The sequence below is a fragment of the Mesorhizobium sp. WSM3868 genome (assembly GCF_002294785.1).
GTDB lineage: Bacteria > Pseudomonadota > Alphaproteobacteria > Rhizobiales > Rhizobiaceae > Mesorhizobium.
The window spans coordinates 265,598-280,860 of record NZ_NSGB01000006.1 but is presented as its reverse complement, the minus strand read 5'-3'; the positions used below and the strand labels follow the sequence as shown (position 1 = coordinate 280,860).

12 protein-coding genes are annotated in these 15,263 nt (G+C 64.8%); 5 read left to right on the top strand and 7 right to left on the bottom strand.

The window, feature by feature from the left end; all coding sequences use genetic code 11:
* Window positions 1-3 precede the first annotated feature (3 nt).
* From CK221_RS12855 to thrC, 3 genes are read right to left on the bottom strand one after another with little or no spacing between them, the layout of a single operon-like run.
* The gene (locus tag CK221_RS12855) at window positions 4-600 is read right to left on the bottom strand and encodes a GNAT family protein (RefSeq protein WP_066997979.1); all 597 of its coding nucleotides are present in this window, start codon (window positions 598-600) and stop codon (window positions 4-6) included.
* Window positions 601-616: 16 nt separating this feature from the next.
* On the bottom strand, window positions 617-1,909 hold the full coding sequence (locus tag CK221_RS12850; RefSeq protein ID WP_066997977.1) for a pitrilysin family protein: 1,293 nt from the start codon (window positions 1,907-1,909) through the stop codon (window positions 617-619).
* Window positions 1,910-1,923: 14 nt separating this feature from the next.
* A complete protein-coding gene (gene thrC / locus CK221_RS12845) occupies window positions 1,924-3,321 on the bottom strand; it encodes a threonine synthase (protein WP_095778030.1) in 1,398 nt (465 codons plus the stop codon).
* 128 nt (window positions 3,322-3,449) lie between these two features.
* Between thrC and CK221_RS12840 the strand changes: the two genes are divergently transcribed.
* Window positions 3,450-4,193: a hypothetical protein gene (locus CK221_RS12840; RefSeq protein WP_066997974.1), complete on the top strand. Its 744-nt coding sequence runs from the start codon at window positions 3,450-3,452 to the stop codon at window positions 4,191-4,193.
* 30 nt (window positions 4,194-4,223) lie between these two features.
* Here CK221_RS12840 and CK221_RS12835 read toward each other — a convergent pair whose 3' ends face one another.
* Window positions 4,224-4,913, bottom strand: a complete 690-nt coding sequence (locus CK221_RS12835; RefSeq protein WP_066997971.1) for an HAD family phosphatase — start codon at window positions 4,911-4,913, stop codon at window positions 4,224-4,226.
* 176 nt (window positions 4,914-5,089) lie between these two features.
* Here CK221_RS12835 and CK221_RS12830 point away from each other — a divergent pair, with 176 nt between their 5' ends.
* On the top strand, window positions 5,090-6,223 hold the full coding sequence (locus CK221_RS12830; protein ID WP_095777975.1) for a site-specific DNA-methyltransferase: 1,134 nt from the start codon (window positions 5,090-5,092) through the stop codon (window positions 6,221-6,223).
* Window positions 6,224-6,268: 45 nt separating this feature from the next.
* Here the strand turns inward: CK221_RS12830 and CK221_RS12825 are convergent, their stop codons facing one another.
* Window positions 6,269-6,880, bottom strand: coding sequence for an HAD family phosphatase (locus tag CK221_RS12825; RefSeq protein WP_095777974.1), 612 nt, complete (start codon window positions 6,878-6,880; stop codon window positions 6,269-6,271).
* Window positions 6,881-6,890: 10 nt separating this feature from the next.
* Window positions 6,891-8,024, bottom strand: a complete 1,134-nt coding sequence (gene mutY / locus CK221_RS12820; RefSeq protein WP_095777973.1) for an A/G-specific adenine glycosylase — start codon at window positions 8,022-8,024, stop codon at window positions 6,891-6,893.
* 31 nt (window positions 8,025-8,055) lie between these two features.
* On the opposite strand from mutY, the gene CK221_RS12815 reads away from it, so the two are divergent.
* The 3 genes from CK221_RS12815 to smc all read left to right on the top strand — a co-directional run bounded on the left by CK221_RS12815 (window position 8,056) and on the right by smc (window position 13,001).
* Window positions 8,056-8,556, top strand: a complete 501-nt coding sequence (locus CK221_RS12815; RefSeq protein WP_067327870.1) for a DUF721 domain-containing protein — start codon at window positions 8,056-8,058, stop codon at window positions 8,554-8,556.
* Window positions 8,557-8,753: 197 nt separating this feature from the next.
* Window positions 8,754-9,482: a DsbA family protein gene (locus CK221_RS12810; protein ID WP_095777972.1), complete on the top strand. Its 729-nt coding sequence runs from the start codon at window positions 8,754-8,756 to the stop codon at window positions 9,480-9,482.
* A 60-nt stretch (window positions 9,483-9,542) separates the two neighbouring features.
* On the top strand, window positions 9,543-13,001 hold the full coding sequence (gene smc, locus CK221_RS12805) for a chromosome segregation protein SMC (RefSeq protein WP_095777971.1): 3,459 nt from the start codon (window positions 9,543-9,545) through the stop codon (window positions 12,999-13,001).
* A gap of 29 nt (window positions 13,002-13,030) precedes the next feature.
* Here the strand turns inward: smc and CK221_RS12800 are convergent, their stop codons facing one another.
* Window positions 13,031-14,743 carry an HAD family hydrolase gene (locus tag CK221_RS12800; RefSeq protein ID WP_095777970.1) on the bottom strand — a complete coding sequence of 571 codons (1,713 nt, stop codon included), beginning with the start codon at window positions 14,741-14,743 and terminating at the stop codon, window positions 13,031-13,033.
* Window positions 14,744-15,263: the final 520 nt, after the last annotated feature.

Here is a 15,263-nt window from a genome sequence, read left to right as displayed (position 1 = left end):
ATATCAGCCCTTCGTTCCATCACCCGGCGGATCGTCCGCGATCCGGGCGTAGAGGTAGTGATCCTGCCAGATGCCGTTGATCCGGAGATAGGATCTGAGAAGTCCTTCGCGCCGGAATCCGGCTTTTTCAAGCACGCGGATCGACCGTGCGTTGTCGGGAATACAGGCAGCCTCGATCCGGTGCAACCGCAGCGTATCGAAGGCAAAACGCGACACCACCTTGACCGCGTCGGTCATCAGTCCACGGCCGCCGAAGCGCTCGCCGATCCAGTAGCCGATGTGGCCGCTTTGCGCGACACCGTGGCGGATGTTGCCGAGCGTGATGCCGCCGGCGAGCTTGCCGCTCGACTTCTCGAAGATGAAGAAGGCAATGGCCGTGCCTTGCGCATAGTCCTCGCGGTAGCGGCCGATGCGCAGCCGCCAGGCGGTGCGGTCGAGCTCGTCAGGCTGCCAGCGCGGCTCCCATGGCTCCAGAAAGGCGCGGCTTTCGCCGCGCAGCGTCGACCATTCGCGGTAGTCGTTGGTCAAAGGCACGCGCAACGTGACCTTTTCGCCCTTCAGTGCCGGCAGGTCGCGGCGAAAGAAAGGAAGCGCGAACACGACTTTGGAACGAAGGTTAGACGGCGAGCCTGCGAGCCGTCGTCTGCGGGCCCGCAAGCGATTCGAGGATCGCCTCGTAGGGCGCCAGCGTGCCCACGGGGCCGACCGCCGTCAGCGTCGGCTTGGTCGAGAACAGCCGCGAGGAGAGATCGGTCAGCCGCTCGACCGTCAGCGCCGCCAGCCGCTCCATCAACTCCTCCTTGGCGATCGGCCGCCCGAACAGCAGCAACTGCCTGGCGATCTGCGAGGCGCGGCTTGCCGGGCTTTCGGCCGACATGATGAGGCCGGCCCGATATTGCGCGCGTGCGCGGTCGAGCTCATCCTGCTGGATGCTTTCCCCGGCCTTCTGCAATTCGTCGATGATGACCGGCACCAGCTTGGCGATATCACTCTGTCCGGTCGCCGCATGCACACCGAAAATGCCGGTGTCGGAAAAGCCCCAGTGGAAGGCATAGACCGAATAGCACAGGCCGCGCTTCTCGCGCACTTCCTGGAACAGCCTCGACGACATGCCGCCGCCGAGGATCATCGACAGCACCTGCGAGGCGTAGAAGTCGCGCACATGGTAGGCGCGGCCCTCGAAGCCGAGCACGATCTGCGCGTCCATCAGGTCGCGGTCCTCGCGGAAGTCGCCGCCGACATATTGCGCATATTGCGGGATGTTGCTGGTGGCCTTGGCGCGGAAGCCGCCGAGCTGCCTTTCCACCTCGCGCACAAAATTGTCGTGCTTGATGTCGCCGGCGGCCACGATCACCATGCGCTCGGCGCCATATTGCCGTTCAATGAAATCGTGCAACTGCCTGGAGGTGAAGGATTTGACCGTCTCCGGCGTGCCGAGGATCGAGCGGCCAATGGTCTGGTGGCGGAAGGCGGTTTCGGTGAAACGGTCGAAAACGATGTCGTCGGGCGTGTCGTGCGCGGCGCCGATCTCCTGCAGGATCACATGCTGCTCGCGCTCCAGTTCCTCCGGATCGAACTCCGATTCCTGCAGGATGTCGGCCAGGATGTCGACCGCGAGCGGCACGTCGGCGGAAAGCACCCTGGCGTAGTAGGAGGTCGTCTCGACGCTGGTGGCGGCGTTGATCTCGCCGCCGACATTCTCGATTTCCGAGGCGATCTCGAAGGCGCTGCGCCGTTTCGTTCCCTTGAAAGCCATGTGCTCGAGCAGATGGGCCATGCCGTGCTCTTCGTCGCGTTCATTGCGTGCGCCCGACTTGACCCAGGCGCCAAGGGCAACGGATTCGAGGCTTGGAAGGGTTTCGGTGGCGACCGTCAGGCCGTTCGACAGACGGCTTACCTCAACACCCATATGGCAACTACTCCCTAACGGGCCGCCCGCGTGTGGCGGCTCACGTATTCTTCCACCATTTTCAGCTCGGATGGAAGTATGGTGTACTTTTCGTCGGCTGTCATCAAGCCGGCGAGCCAAGCGGGCAGCGCTGGCGTAACGCCGCTGGCGGCCTTGACCGCCGCCGGGAATTTGGCCGGATGCGCGGTGCCGAGAACCACCATGGGCACGGCGCCCGACATATGGCCGGCCGCTACGTGCATGGCGGCGGCCGTGTGCGGATCGAGCAGATAGCTGCTCGCTGCAAGCGTCTGGCGGATGGTTGCCGCGACCTCGTCGACGCTGGCGCGGCCGGCGTCGAACTCTGTACGGATCCTCGCCATTTCGCCCGCTTCGACGGTGAAGGCGCCGGACTGCTTCAGCCCGTTCATGTAGCGCCTGACCGTCGCGGCATCCCGGCCCGCCGCCTCGAACAGCAGCCGCTCGAAGTTCGAGGACACCTGGATGTCCATCGACGGCGAGGTGGTGGCGAACACGCCCTTGGTGCGGTATTCGCCGCTTGCAAGCGTGCGCGCCAATATGTCGTTGTCGTTGGTGGCGATGATCAGCCGCTCGACCGGCAGCCCCATTCGCTTGGCGGCATAACCGGCGAAAATATCGCCGAAATTGCCGGTCGGCACGGTGAATGACACCGGCCGGTCGGGCGCGCCCAGCGACAGCGCCGAGGAGAAGTAATAGACGATCTGGGCCATGATGCGGGCCCAGTTGATCGAATTGACGCCCGACAGCGACACCCTGTCGCGGAAGCCGTGGTCGTTGAACATATCCTTCACCAGGCCCTGGCAATCGTCGAAATTGCCTTCGATCGACAGCGCGTGCACGTTCGCCGCGCTCGACGTCGTCATCTGCCGCTGCTGCACCGGCGAGACCTTGCCGTTGGGGAAAAGGATGAAGATATCGGTGCGGTCGCGGCCGGCGAAGGCGTCTATTGCCGCGCCCCCGGTGTCGCCGGAGGTGGCGCCGACGATGGTCGCGCGGTTGCCCCGTTCGACCAGCACATGGTCCATCAGCCGCGCGAGCAGCTGCATCGCCACGTCCTTGAAGGCCAGCGTCGGGCCGTGGAAGAGCTCGAGGATGAAGGTGTTTTTGCCCGTCTGCACCAGCGGGCAGACCGCATCGTGCCGGAAAGTCGCGTAGGCTTCACGCACCAGCCGTTCGAAGACGGGTGCGGCGATCTCGCCGCCGAGGAAGGGTGTCAAGACGCGGATGGCAAGGTCGGGATAGGCGAGGCCGCGCATCGCGCGAATATCGGCGGACGAGAACTGCGGCCATTCGCGCGGCAGGTAAAGCCCGCCGTCGCGCGCCAGTCCGGCCAGCACCGCGTCCGAAAATCCAAGCACGGGCGCATCCCCGCGGGTACTCACATATTGCATCGTCAAGAACCCATTGCTGCCGGCCGCGTCATCCACGGCAAATTGGTTAATTTTCCGAGCCGGCTCAGTCGCATTTTCGCCGCGGCGTTGATATACGTCACCGGCTTTGTGAGAGGGAAGTGCAGTTCATGAGGTTTTATTCGGTCAACCGCCGTGTTGTCGCGGGTCTGGCGCTCACCGGCTTTATGCTTGCCGCCGCAGGCTGCCAATCGAGCGACAATGGCATTTTGAACTTCGGCTTCAGCAAGAAGGACCCGACCGCGCCGCCACCGCCGCAGGACCCCAAGGTGCTTGCCAGCCAGTTGCGCGCCTACTGCCCGAAAGTGACGCTGCGCGACGGCACCGCCTTCTTCAATACCTATGCTAAGGGCGCCGCCGCCAAGACGAAGAAAAAGAAAGTCGATGCCGCGGCGGACGCTGAAGCCGAGGCAGCCGCAGCCGCACAGACCGGACCGAACGGTCAACCCGTCGACCCCAATCGCGATCCCGCCAAGATCATTTACCAGGCCTCGATCACCGACGTGACGCGCGACTGCACTCACGAAAACGGCCAGCTGACGATGAAGATCGCGGTGGCCGGCAAGGTCGTGCCGGGACCGCTGTTCACGCCCGGTACCGTGACGATGCCGATCCGCATCGCGGTCCAACATGGGCCTGACGTGCTCTATTCGCAGCTTCATCAGTATCAGGTGCAGGTCACCGATCCGTCTGCCGCGACGCAGTTCGTCTTCACCGACACCAACGTCGTAGTGCCGGAGCCGACCGCCCGCGACTACCAAGCCTATGCCGGCTATGACGAGAACGCGCCGGCAGCGACGGACAAGTCCAAGGCCAAGAGGAAGAAGCGCGTCGCCGCGGCGGCGACAAACTAATCTGGTTCGCCGCCAATCGCGCTTCCGCGGTTAAGCGTCCTCCGACCACTCCGACAATGCCGCAATCGTGCTGCCGAGTTCCGCCAAACGGCGGATGACGGTTTCGGCGCCCGCTTCGGTCAGCGAGTCGGCATGGCCGGGATAGCTGTGCCCCGCGCCGGTGAAGCCGATGACGCGCATGCCCGCCGTCCTGGCGCCGGTGACGCCGTGCACCGAATCCTCGATGACGAAAGTGTTCTTCGGGTTGGCGCCGAGCTGTTCGGCGGCATAGAGGAACACGTCCGGTGCCGGCTTGGTCTTCTTGCTGGGGATGTCGAGCCCCGAAAAGATGCGGCCGGCGAAGAAGGGCAGCAGGCGCACCTTTTCAAGCATGAACTCGATCCGCTCGGTGCGCGAATTGGAGCAGACGGCGCGCGGCGTGGTCACCGCCGCCACCGCCTCGCGTGCGCCGTCGATGATGCGCACGTCGCTGCGCAGCTTGCGATCGACGAGTTCCTCGGCGCGGTCGATCAGCGAGGCCTGGAAGGGAAGGTGAGATTTTTCCTCGACCCGCATCAGGATGTCCTTGAAAGTCAGCCCGGCATAGGTCTCGGCAAGCTCCTCCGCCGAAATTTCGTATCCGGCCGATGTCAGAAGCTCGGCCTCGACGCGCGCGGCGATGATTTCGGAATCGACGAGCACGCCGTCGCAATCGAAAATGACAAGGTCTGGCTGGGGCATTGGCAATCCGAAGCTGGGAGGAAAATGGCCTGACTGGCCCAAGCGGCGCGGCATACACCAATGGGCCGATGTTCGCAAATCAGTGGCGCAGGCTCTCGCCCGACCTTCACCGAATGTTTACGCTGATCGGTAACCATAACGGCCAGTAAACCGTAACGTGTGCTTTGGGTGTTTTGATGTCTGCCGTGCGTCTTCTCGACGAGCTTTCCCACGCTCCCCAGCAGTCCGAATGGCTGGACACGATCCTCAAAGGCGATTGCGTCGCCGCCCTCGACAGGCTGCCGGAAAAGTCGATCGACGTCATCTTCGCCGATCCGCCTTACAACCTGCAACTCGACGGCGACCTGCATCGGCCCGACCAGTCCAAGGTCGACGCCGTCGACGACGACTGGGACCGGTTCGAGAGTTTTGATGCCTATGACGCCTTCACCCGCGCCTGGCTGCTTGCCGCGCGACGCGTGCTGAAGCCCAATGGCACGATCTGGGTGATTGGCTCCTACCACAACATCTTCCGCGTCGGTGCCAGGATGCAGGATCTCGGCTTCTGGATCCTGAACGACGTCGTCTGGCGCAAGACCAACCCGATGCCGAATTTCCGCGGCCGCCGCTTCCAGAACGCGCATGAGACGATGATCTGGGCCTCGCGCGACCAGAAGTCCAAGGGCTACACCTTCAACTACGAAGCGCTCAAGGCCTCGAATGACGATTTGCAGATGCGCTCTGACTGGCTGTTCCCGATCTGCACCGGCGCCGAGCGCCTGAAAGACGAGAACGGCAACAAGCTGCATCCCACGCAGAAGCCGGAAGCGCTGCTGGCCCGCATCATAATGGCCTCGACCAAGCCGGGCGATGTCGTGCTCGATCCCTTCTTCGGCTCCGGCACCACAGGCGCCGTCGCCAAGCGCCTCGGCCGCCACTTCGTCGGCATCGAGCGCGAGCAATCCTACATCGATGCCGCCAATGAGCGCATCGCCGCCGTGCGCCCGCTGGATGAGGCCGACCTCACCGTGCTGTCCGGCAAGCGCGCCGAGCCGCGCGTCGCCTTCATAAGCCTGATCGACACCGGCCTGGTGGCGCCGGGCGCCACACTTTACGACGCCAAGAAGCGCTGGGCTGCAAAAGTGCGCGCCGACGGCACGCTGGCCATCGGCGACAGCGCCGGCTCGATCCACAAGATCGGCGCCGAGGTGCAGGGTTTGGACGCCTGCAACGGCTGGACCTTCTGGCACTATGAGCGCAGCGGCGGCCTCACCCCGATCGACGAATTGCGCCGCATCGCCCGCCTCGGAATGGAGCGGGCAGGCGGCTGATCCGCTTGAATCGAAAGCTCAACCGATTGCCGCAAGTGATTCAGTTCAGGCCGCAATCCCGAGCCGTTCAAGATCCGCTTGAAGCGCCTTGGCATCGGTGAACAGCACCGCCTGCCAGCCGGCGGCCTTGGCGCCGTCGACATTCTTCTGGCTGTCGTCGATGAAGAGTGTGGCGGCCGGCTCCAGGTCGAAGGATGCGACATGACGGTCGTAGATGGCCTGATCCGGCTTGATCAGGCCGATCTCGCCCGAGACGGTGACGCCGCGCGGCCGATTGAGAAAGTCGAAGCGCCGGCGGGCTTCGGCGAACGTGTCGGCGGCGAAATTGGTCAGCATGGTCACATCGCGGCCCCTGTCGATAAGGCCGACCATGATGGCGACGCTGTCGTCATAGGCATGCGGCACCATCTCGTGCCAGCAGCGGCGGAAGTTGCGGATGTTCTCGGCGTGATCGGGGTGTTCGGCGATCAGCAGCGCCTCGGCCTCTTGCCAGGTACGGCCGCGATCCTGCTCGATGTTCCAGGCGCTGGTGCAGACATTGTCGAAGAACCATTTCCGCTCCTCGGCATCCGGGATCAGCCGGCTGAACGGAAGGTCCGGATCGTAGTGGATCAGCACCTTGCCGATGTCGAACACGATGTGGCGGATGTCAGTCATTGCCGTCCTTTCAACGCGGGCGCTGCGGGGCTTGCTTTTTGGTTGCGCCCGGTATCGCTGCCTCGATTACCTTTTTCATGACGGTCGGCAGCGCTTCCCCGGAAATTTCGTGGGCTAGCGACCAGAAATGCCCGTTGGGCGCATCACCCCTGATGTGGGCATGGAAGACGTCGAGTTCGAGCGCGAAATGGGTGAAGACATGGCCGATCCGCCCGGCGCGCCGCCAGTCGGCCGGAAGGGGCGCTGCGTCCGCCGTCGTAGCGCCGTCGGCCCGCGCCGTCCACGCCGTGGTCGGCACCTCGGTCATGCCGCCGAGCAGCCCCTTGTCCGGCCGTTTGCGCAGCAGGATGGCGCCGTCATCGCGTTGAGCGACAAAGGCAGCACCGCGCCTGAGCGGCTTGTCGCCCTTGGGCAGGCGGACTGGAAAACTCTCCGGATCGCCTGACAGGATCGCGCTGCAATCCTCGCGCAGCGGGCACAGCATGCAGCGCGGCCGCCGCGGCGTGCAGATCGTTGCGCCGAGATCCATCATCGCCTGGGCGAAATCGCCGGGCCTTGCACGTGGCACGAGCTTCTCGACCAGCGCGCGGATTTCCGGCTTGGCCTCGCTGAGCGGCGTCTCCACCGAATAGAGCCGCGAGATGACACGCTCGACATTGCCGTCGACGACGGCGGCAGGCCGGTCGAAGGCGATCGCCGCGATGGCGGCCGCCGTGTAGGCGCCGATGCCCGGCAATTCCTTCAACCCGGCCTCGGAGTCGGGAAAGCGGCCGCCCCGCTGCGCCACGAGATCGGCGCAGGCTTTGAGATTGCGTGCCCTCGAGTAATAGCCGAGCCCGGCCCAGGCCTTCATGACGTCCTCGGCCGGCGCTGCCGCCAGCGCCTCGACGGTCGGCCATTCCTCGACAAACGTCCGGAAATAGGCTTTCACCGCCTCGACCGTGGTCTGCTGCAGCATAACCTCGGAGAGCCAGACGCGATAAGGGTCGGGTTTTGTCCCACGCGAGAACGCACTCGGCGTCACGCGCCAGGGCAGGTCGCGGTGATGCGCGTCGTACCAGGCAAGCAGGCGGACGGCGATGCTGCTATCTCCGGATACGCACTTCTCGGCTGCGGCCTTGCGGGTCTGGTCTTGCGGTGCCATTGATCGGGTGAGTTAGGATCGGAGAACGCACATGGCAGGGAAAAGGCCCTTCGGCAATCCCGTTCCGGTGAGCGATCTCGCGACCGAGATCCTCGATCCTGTCCTGAAGAAGCGCGCCGGCATCTCGATCGGACTGGTGCAGTCCTGGGAAGAGATCGCCGGGCCGCGCCTGGCCAGCCACTCGCGCCCGGAAAAGATCCAGTGGCCGCGCCGCCTGCATGAGGACGATCCGTTCGAGCCGGCGGTGCTGATCATTGCCTGCGAAGGCATGGCGGCGCTGCATCTTCAGCATGAGGCGGGTGAGGTCATCAACCGCGTCAACGCCTTCCTGGGTTTCAACGCCATAGGCCGCATCAAGATCCTGCAGAAGCCGGTCCTTTCGGCGAAAGCGCGGCCGAAACCGCAACCGCGGCCTCTCAGCGAGGCCGAGAAATCGAAGCTGGCGCGAACGGTCGGCAAGATCGAGGATGATGGCTTGCGCGCTTCGCTCGAGCGGCTCGGCGCGACCATCCTCGGACAAAAAAAGCCCTGAGCATGTCTCCCGAAAGTTCCGGCGGTTTCGGGAAAAGTCGTGGAGCTCGCTGCAAAATTGTCGTCAATATCGCATATTCGTGATCGCGCCCGAAAAATTTGGCGATTGGATTGGGGATGCCGATGCCTTAATTCGCGCCAACTCTCGCCTTTTCTAGCCCTTGCATTGCAAAATCCAACCGATATCAGGTGATTCGCATGAACCGCTCTTTGTCTCGCAGAAACCTTCTGACCACGCTGGCCGCCGTTCCGGCAGCGGCGCTGCTTGCCGCGTGCAGCGACTCGGGCGAAGAGGCAAAGGCGGCCGATGTGAAGCCCGCCAATCCGTCGACGCCAGCCAAGCCTGCCACGCCCGCGGCCGCTCAGGTGCCGGAAGCGCAGGGCACCGTCGACATGGCGGAACTGCTCAAGCCCGGCGCTTTGCCCGACAAGCAGCTCGGCAAGGACGACGCCAAGGTCACCATCGTCGAATATGCCTCGATGACCTGCCCGCATTGCGCGCATTTCAACGACACAACCTTCCCTGAGCTGAAGTCGAAATACATCGACACCGGCAAGGTGCGCTACATCCTGCGCGAATTCCCCTTCGACCCGAGCGCCGAGGCCGGCTTCATGCTGGCACGCTGCGCCAAGGACAACTATTTCGCCATGGTGGACGTGTTGTTCAAGCAGCAGCCGAGCTGGGTCGGCGTCAGCAACACCAAGGAAGCGCTGCTGCAGATTTCCAAGCTCGCCGGTTTTACACAGGAGTCATTTGAGGCCTGCTTGACGGACCAGAAGCTTCTGGACGATGTGAGAGGAGTCCAGAAACGCGGAGCGGACGAGTTCAAGGTCGACTCGACGCCGACCTTCTTCATCAACGGAAAGACCTACAAAGGGGCGATGTCGATTGAGGAAATGTCGGCCATCATCGACCCTCTGCTCTGACGTCCAGGCCGCGCCGAAGCTGCTTGGCTTCGGCATATTGGTCTTTGCGGAGCGGCGCGAATGAAGTTTTCGCGCCTTCGCCTCCTCGGTTTCAAGTCCTTCGTCGAGCCCGGCGAGTTCGTCATCGAACGCGGGCTGACCGGCATTGTCGGGCCGAACGGCTGCGGCAAGTCCAACCTTGTCGAGGCGCTGCGCTGGGTGATGGGCGAAAGCTCCTACAAGAACATGCGCGCGTCCGGCATGGACGACGTGATCTTTTCCGGCTCCGGCGCGCGGCCGGCGCGCAACACCGCCGAAGTCACGCTCTTCCTCGACAATTCGGACCGCACGGCGCCCGCCGCCTTCAACGACGCCGATGAATTGCAGGTGTCGCGCCGCATCGAGCGCGAGGCGGGCTCGCTCTACCGCATCAACGGCAAGGAAGCGCGCGCCAAGGACGTGCAGCTGCTCTTCGCCGACCAGTCGACCGGCGCTCGCTCGCCCTCCATGGTCGGCCAGGGCCGCATCGGCGAGCTGATCCAGGCCAAGCCCCAGGCGCGCCGGGCGCTGCTCGAAGAAGCCGCCGGTATCTCCGGCTTGCACACGCGCCGGCACGAGGCGGAGCTTCGGCTGAAGGCGGCCGAACAAAACCTCGAACGGCTGGACGATGTCGTCGGCGAGTTGGAAAGCCAGATCGACAGCCTGAAGCGCCAGGCGCGCCAGGCCTCGCGCTTCAAGAACCTGTCGGCCGACATCCGCAAGGCCGAGGCGACGCTTCTGCATCTGCGCTGGACGCTGGCCAAAACCCAGGAAGGCGAAGCGCGTTCGGCGCTTGCCGTTGCCACCACGCTGGTCGGTGACCGCGCCGCAGCCCAGATGGCCGCTGCGAGGGAGCAGGGCATCGCCGCCCACCGCCTGCCCGACCTGCGCGACGCCGAAGCGGCCGCAGCGGCGGCCTTTCAGCGCCTGTCGATCGCCAAAACGCAGATCGAAGAAGAGGCCGGCCGCATCCGCTCGCGCCAGGCGGAGCTGGAGCGGCGCCTGCAACAGCTCGATGCAGACATCGCCCGCGAGGAGCGGATGGTGCGCGACAATGCCGACATTCTCGAGCGTCTCCGCGCCGAGGAAGCCGAGCTCAATTCGGACAATGCAGGTGCTGCCGAGCGCGAAGCCACCACCCGCGCCGCCTTCGAGCAGGCAGGCGCGACGCTCTCGCAGAGCGAAGCAAGACTTGCCGCGCTGACTGCCGAACGCGCCGAGGCGGCCGCGTCGCGCCACCAGATCGAGCGCACTTTGCGTGAGACCGCCGAGCGCCGCGACCGCTTCGCTCGCCAGCTTGCCGAGGTCGATCGCGAGCTCTCCGATATTGTGGCGCGCATTTCCGGCCTGCCCGATCCCGCCGAGAAGCGGCTGCTGGTCGAGGACGCGCTTGCCCGGCTGGAAGAGAGCGAGCTAGGCGCCATCGCCGCCGAGCAGGCGGTCGCCGAAGCGCGCGCCGCCGAAAGTGCTGCCCGTCCGCCTCTGCAGGATGCCAAGGCCGAATTGCAGCGCGTCGAGACGGAAGCGCGCACGCTGGCCAAGATACTCAACGCCGCGAGCGGCGATCTCTTCCCCTCGGTGCTGGAGCAGATCAGCGTCGAGCGCGGCTACGAGACGGCACTTGGCGCCGCGCTCGGCGAGGACCTCGACGTGCCGCTCGACCGCAGCGCCCCGGTGCATTGGGGTGAGAGCGCGGTTCAACCGGGTGACGCGGCGCTGCCCGAAGGCGTGAGGAGCCTGGCGAGTGTGGTCCGCGCGCCGGCACAGCTTGCCCGCCGCCTGGCGCAGATCGGCATCGTCGACGCCGCCGATGGCCGTCGCCTTCAAGCGCAGCTCGCGCCCGGCCAGCGGCTGGTCAGCCGCGACGGCGCGCTCTGGCGCTGGGACGGCTTGACGGCCAGCGCCGATGCGCCGACCGCTGCCGCGCAGCGGCTGGCGCAGAAGAACCGCCTGGCGGAGCTCGATGCCGAGGCCGTGCAGGCGACCCGCGTCGTGCGCGAGGCCGAGGAGGCGCTGACGCGCGCCGAGCAGGCGATGCGCCAGGCGAGCGAGGCCGAGCGCAACGCGCGTCAGGCCGGCCGCGATGCCCAGCACGCACTGGACGCCGCCCGTAACGCGCTGGCCGAGGCCGAGAAGGCCGGCGGCGAGCTGGCGAGCCGCCGTGCTGCCTTGGATGACGCCCGCGCGCGCATCGTCGACAGCCATGAAGAGACGCAAGCCGCTTTCCTCGAAGCCGAGGAGATGCTCAGGGACGCGCCCGATCTCGGCGACCTGCAGCTCCAGCTCGAGCAGGCCTCCGCCAGTGTAGCTCGCGACCGCGCCACGCTTGCCGATACGCGCGCCGTGCATGACGGCCTGCGGCGCGAGGCCGAAGCGCGCATGCGCCGGCTCGACGCGATCGGCACCGAGCGCAAGAACTGGCTTGAGCGGGCCGAAAACGCCTCGACGCAGATCGCCGCGCTTGGCGAGCGCAAGGCTGAGGCCGAAGCTGAGCGCGAGCGGCTGGCCGACGCGCCCGACGAGATCGACGCCAAGCGCCGTGCGCTGTTGAGTCAGCTTTCCGAGGCCGAGGCGCTGCGCCAGGCCGCCGGCGATCGCCTGCAGGAAGCGGAGACCAAGCAAGCCGAGCTCGACAAGGCGGCGACCGCGGCGATCCAGTCGCTTGCCGAAGCGCGCGAGACCCGCGTCCGCGCCGAGGAGCGGCTGACCGCGGCCGACGAACGCCGCGCCGAGGTCGAGGCTCGCATCCAGGAAGCGTTGAACACGCCGCCGCATCTCGTCATCAAGCATACCGGGCTAGAGACCGACGACCCGATGCCGGACATGGCCGAGGTCGAGCGCCAGCTCGACCGGCTGAAGATCGAGCGCGAGCGGCTCGGGGCCGTCAATCTGCGCGCCGAGGAAGAACAGCGGGAGCTGTCGGACCGCCTGGAAATCATCGTTTCCGAGCGCGAGGACATCATCGAGGCGATCAGAAAACTGCGCCAAGCGATCCAGAACCTCAACCGCGAGGGCCGCGAGCGGCTGCTTTCGGCCTTCGAGGTGGTCAACGGCCATTTCCAGCGGCTGTTTGCACATCTCTTCGGCGGCGGCACGGCCGAATTGCAGCTGATCGAGTCGGAAGATCCGCTCGAAGCGGGGCTCGAAATCCTCGCCCGCCCGCCGGGCAAGAAGCCGCAGACCATGACGCTGCTGTCCGGCGGCGAGCAGGCGCTCACCGCCATGTCGCTGATCTTTGCCGTCTTCCTTACCAACCCGGCGCCGATCTGCGTCCTCGACGAGGTCGATGCCCCGCTCGACGACCACAATGTCGAGCGCTTCTGCAATCTGATGGATGAGATGTCGAAAACGACGGAAACCCGCTTCGTCATCATCACCCACAATCCGATCACCATGGCGCGCATGGACCGCCTGTTCGGCGTCACCATGGCCGAGCAGGGCGTCAGCCAGCTGGTCTCGGTCGACCTGCAGGCCGCTGAGGCGATGCGCGAGGCGAGTTGAGGGCGGCTTGGCGTCCGGAACCGACTGAGTTACCTCTCCGGTGCCGTGGCTGGCGCCGTGTAACGCCGGCGCACGGCCTCCAGCACGCGCTTGCGGCTCTCCTCGGGCGATAGGCTCTTGTCCTTCTCGGCCTCTGACGTCTCGCGGGCGAGTTCCTTGTCCCTGATCTGTTGGCGGAACCATTTGGAATAGTCGCCAGCGCGCAGGTGGTATTCCCAGGTCTTGTCGTCGATGCCTTCCGCCATTTGGGCGAAAATGATCAGATTGTGGGCTCTGAGGTTCATCGCATTTTCCGGCCCCGTGAAATAGAAACTGCCGGCCTCGTCGAGCTCGCCTTCGGCATATTTGCGGCTGTGCCGCTTCAGCGATTGGTCGGGTTCGATCGCCTTGACCGTGAACGGCTTCTTGCCGTCTTGCGGCCGCCATAGCAGGACCCGGTCACCCTTCGGCGAAGGAATGCTCTTGGGCGCCTCCAGCCCGGCCTCCTTGCAGAAGGTCTTGATCACGCTCTTCGCCTTCGGACCGAGCGCGATGACCGCCGTCACCAGGCGCAGGACCCCGGTCGAAATCGCTTCCGGATGCACGGTGATCAGCACCGTGCCCGGCAGCTCGAGCGACAGCACCGCGCGCGTGTCCTCGCGGCGCCTGGGCAGAAGGTGATGCGCCTCGTCGATGATCAGCCAATGCGGCCTTGCCGTGCGGTAGCGGACGCTGCCGAGGCCTGGCAGCAATTCGGCAAAGAAGTCGGGCCGCTCGTCGACCTTCAGCGCCAGCCCGTTGACCACGATATTGGTGCCAGGCTTTTCGATCAGCTCCAGCAATTGCTCCTTGCTGGGTGTAGTCGAGCCATCACCTAGCGGAACGGCGCCCTCCAGTCCGTCATAGTCGCCCTCGGGATCGAAAATGCAGAACTGCAATCCCTGTTCGGCAAGCCGCTCGGTGAGCGCTGTGGCCAATGTCGACTTGCCGATACCGGAGCTTCCGGCGATCAGAACGGTCTCGACGGGCGACAGATAAACCTTCTTGCCGTTGGCAGTTCCCAGCAGGACGCCGCGCAAGCGCTTGCGAGCTATCAGATGATCCTGCTTTATCAGCTTGCCGATCAGTTCTTCGACACCCTTGCCGCGCGCCTCCCTGGTGACGAGGTCGGCGGTTTCCTTCACGGCGGGCAGTGCGTTGGCGACGGCGACGCTGCAACCCGAAGCCCTGAGGAAGGCGTGGTCGTTCTCGGCGTCGCCGATACCCACCACATTATGCGGCGACAATCTGAGGTCCTTGAGCGCAGCCGCCAGTCCGGTGGCCTTGTTGATGCCTGAGGGCAGGATCATCACCGCGCCCTTGTTGAAGATGATCTCCAGCTCAAGGCCGAGCTCCTTGATGACGTCGAGCACGGTGGCCTGGTGCGGCTCCCAGGTAGCAACGATCGAGCGGCCGACCGAGAGCGGCTTGACGTCGCGCTTCTTCAGTCTGTCGACGAAATCGGCGGAAGGCGAGGGCGAGATCGTTTGCTCTTCCTCGCTCGCCGGCGTGTAGATCAGCGCGCCGTTTTCGGCCACCACCTTGTCGAACAGCCCGACCTCCGGAAACACCTCCTTGAGATCGGGCAGTTCGCGGCCGGTGACCAGGATGAGCTTGCGGCCGGACTTCTTCAGCTTCTTCAGCGCCGACAGCGTGCTGGCGGTGACCAGTCCGTCATGCGCCAGCGTGCCGTCGTAGTCGGTGGCCAGTGCCATGAAATACATCGGGTGATCCTCTCCGCTGCCGGTCGCTCGGTCCGTCTGGAACAAACAACGTCTGTCGGCGGAAAAGGTTTAGGCCGGCGCTTTCGCCTCCCTGGCGCGAACCAGGCTTGGAGAAATGCAATTCATCGGAGAGAGAAGGTTGGCTGGGTTCTGGAAAGGCGGGGCGCTTCTGGTCTTTAGGTCCGTTTGGGGTCGGCGCGTTGCTCCTGTGCCCTCTTGCAGATCTCATCCAATTTTTTTCGGACCCGGTCGTTATCGAACAGCAGCTTGGCGCGTGAGAATCCTCTGCTACGAAGCTCCCATTCGATGGCAAGCCATCCTTCATAATCGCCAGATAACGCAAGTTTCCCGGCTTCGCGCCACATAAGCACGTCACGCTCTCGGGACACACCCTTTCTCCGTGCTTTTGCGCGAAGCATATAGGAGGTCGGGCCGATATTGTCGAGGGACCTGCCCCACCGCTCGCCGCGACCAGAGCACGGACTTCCACTTCATATTGAGACAGCGTGATGTCGAGCTG

Excerpts from the sequence above, each read along its gene's own strand:
- CK221_RS12850 (WP_066997977.1), bottom strand. The coding sequence starts at position 1,909 with ATGGGTGTTGAGGTAAGCCGTCTGTCGAACGGCCTGACGGTCGCCACC.
- thrC (WP_095778030.1), bottom strand. The coding sequence starts at position 3,321 with ATGCAATATGTGAGTACCCGCGGGGATGCGCCCGTGCTTGGATTTTCG.
- CK221_RS12840 (WP_066997974.1), top strand. The coding sequence starts at position 3,450 with ATGAGGTTTTATTCGGTCAACCGCCGTGTTGTCGCGGGTCTGGCGCTC.
- CK221_RS12835 (WP_066997971.1), bottom strand. The coding sequence starts at position 4,913 with ATGCCCCAGCCAGACCTTGTCATTTTCGATTGCGACGGCGTGCTCGTC.
- CK221_RS12830 (WP_095777975.1), top strand. The coding sequence starts at position 5,090 with ATGTCTGCCGTGCGTCTTCTCGACGAGCTTTCCCACGCTCCCCAGCAG.
- CK221_RS12825 (WP_095777974.1), bottom strand. The coding sequence starts at position 6,880 with ATGACTGACATCCGCCACATCGTGTTCGACATCGGCAAGGTGCTGATC.
- mutY (WP_095777973.1), bottom strand. The coding sequence starts at position 8,024 with ATGGCACCGCAAGACCAGACCCGCAAGGCCGCAGCCGAGAAGTGCGTA.
- CK221_RS12815 (WP_067327870.1), top strand. The coding sequence starts at position 8,056 with ATGGCAGGGAAAAGGCCCTTCGGCAATCCCGTTCCGGTGAGCGATCTC.
- CK221_RS12810 (WP_095777972.1), top strand. The coding sequence starts at position 8,754 with ATGAACCGCTCTTTGTCTCGCAGAAACCTTCTGACCACGCTGGCCGCC.
- smc (WP_095777971.1), top strand. The coding sequence starts at position 9,543 with ATGAAGTTTTCGCGCCTTCGCCTCCTCGGTTTCAAGTCCTTCGTCGAG.
- CK221_RS12800 (WP_095777970.1), bottom strand. The coding sequence starts at position 14,743 with ATGTATTTCATGGCACTGGCCACCGACTACGACGGCACGCTGGCGCAT.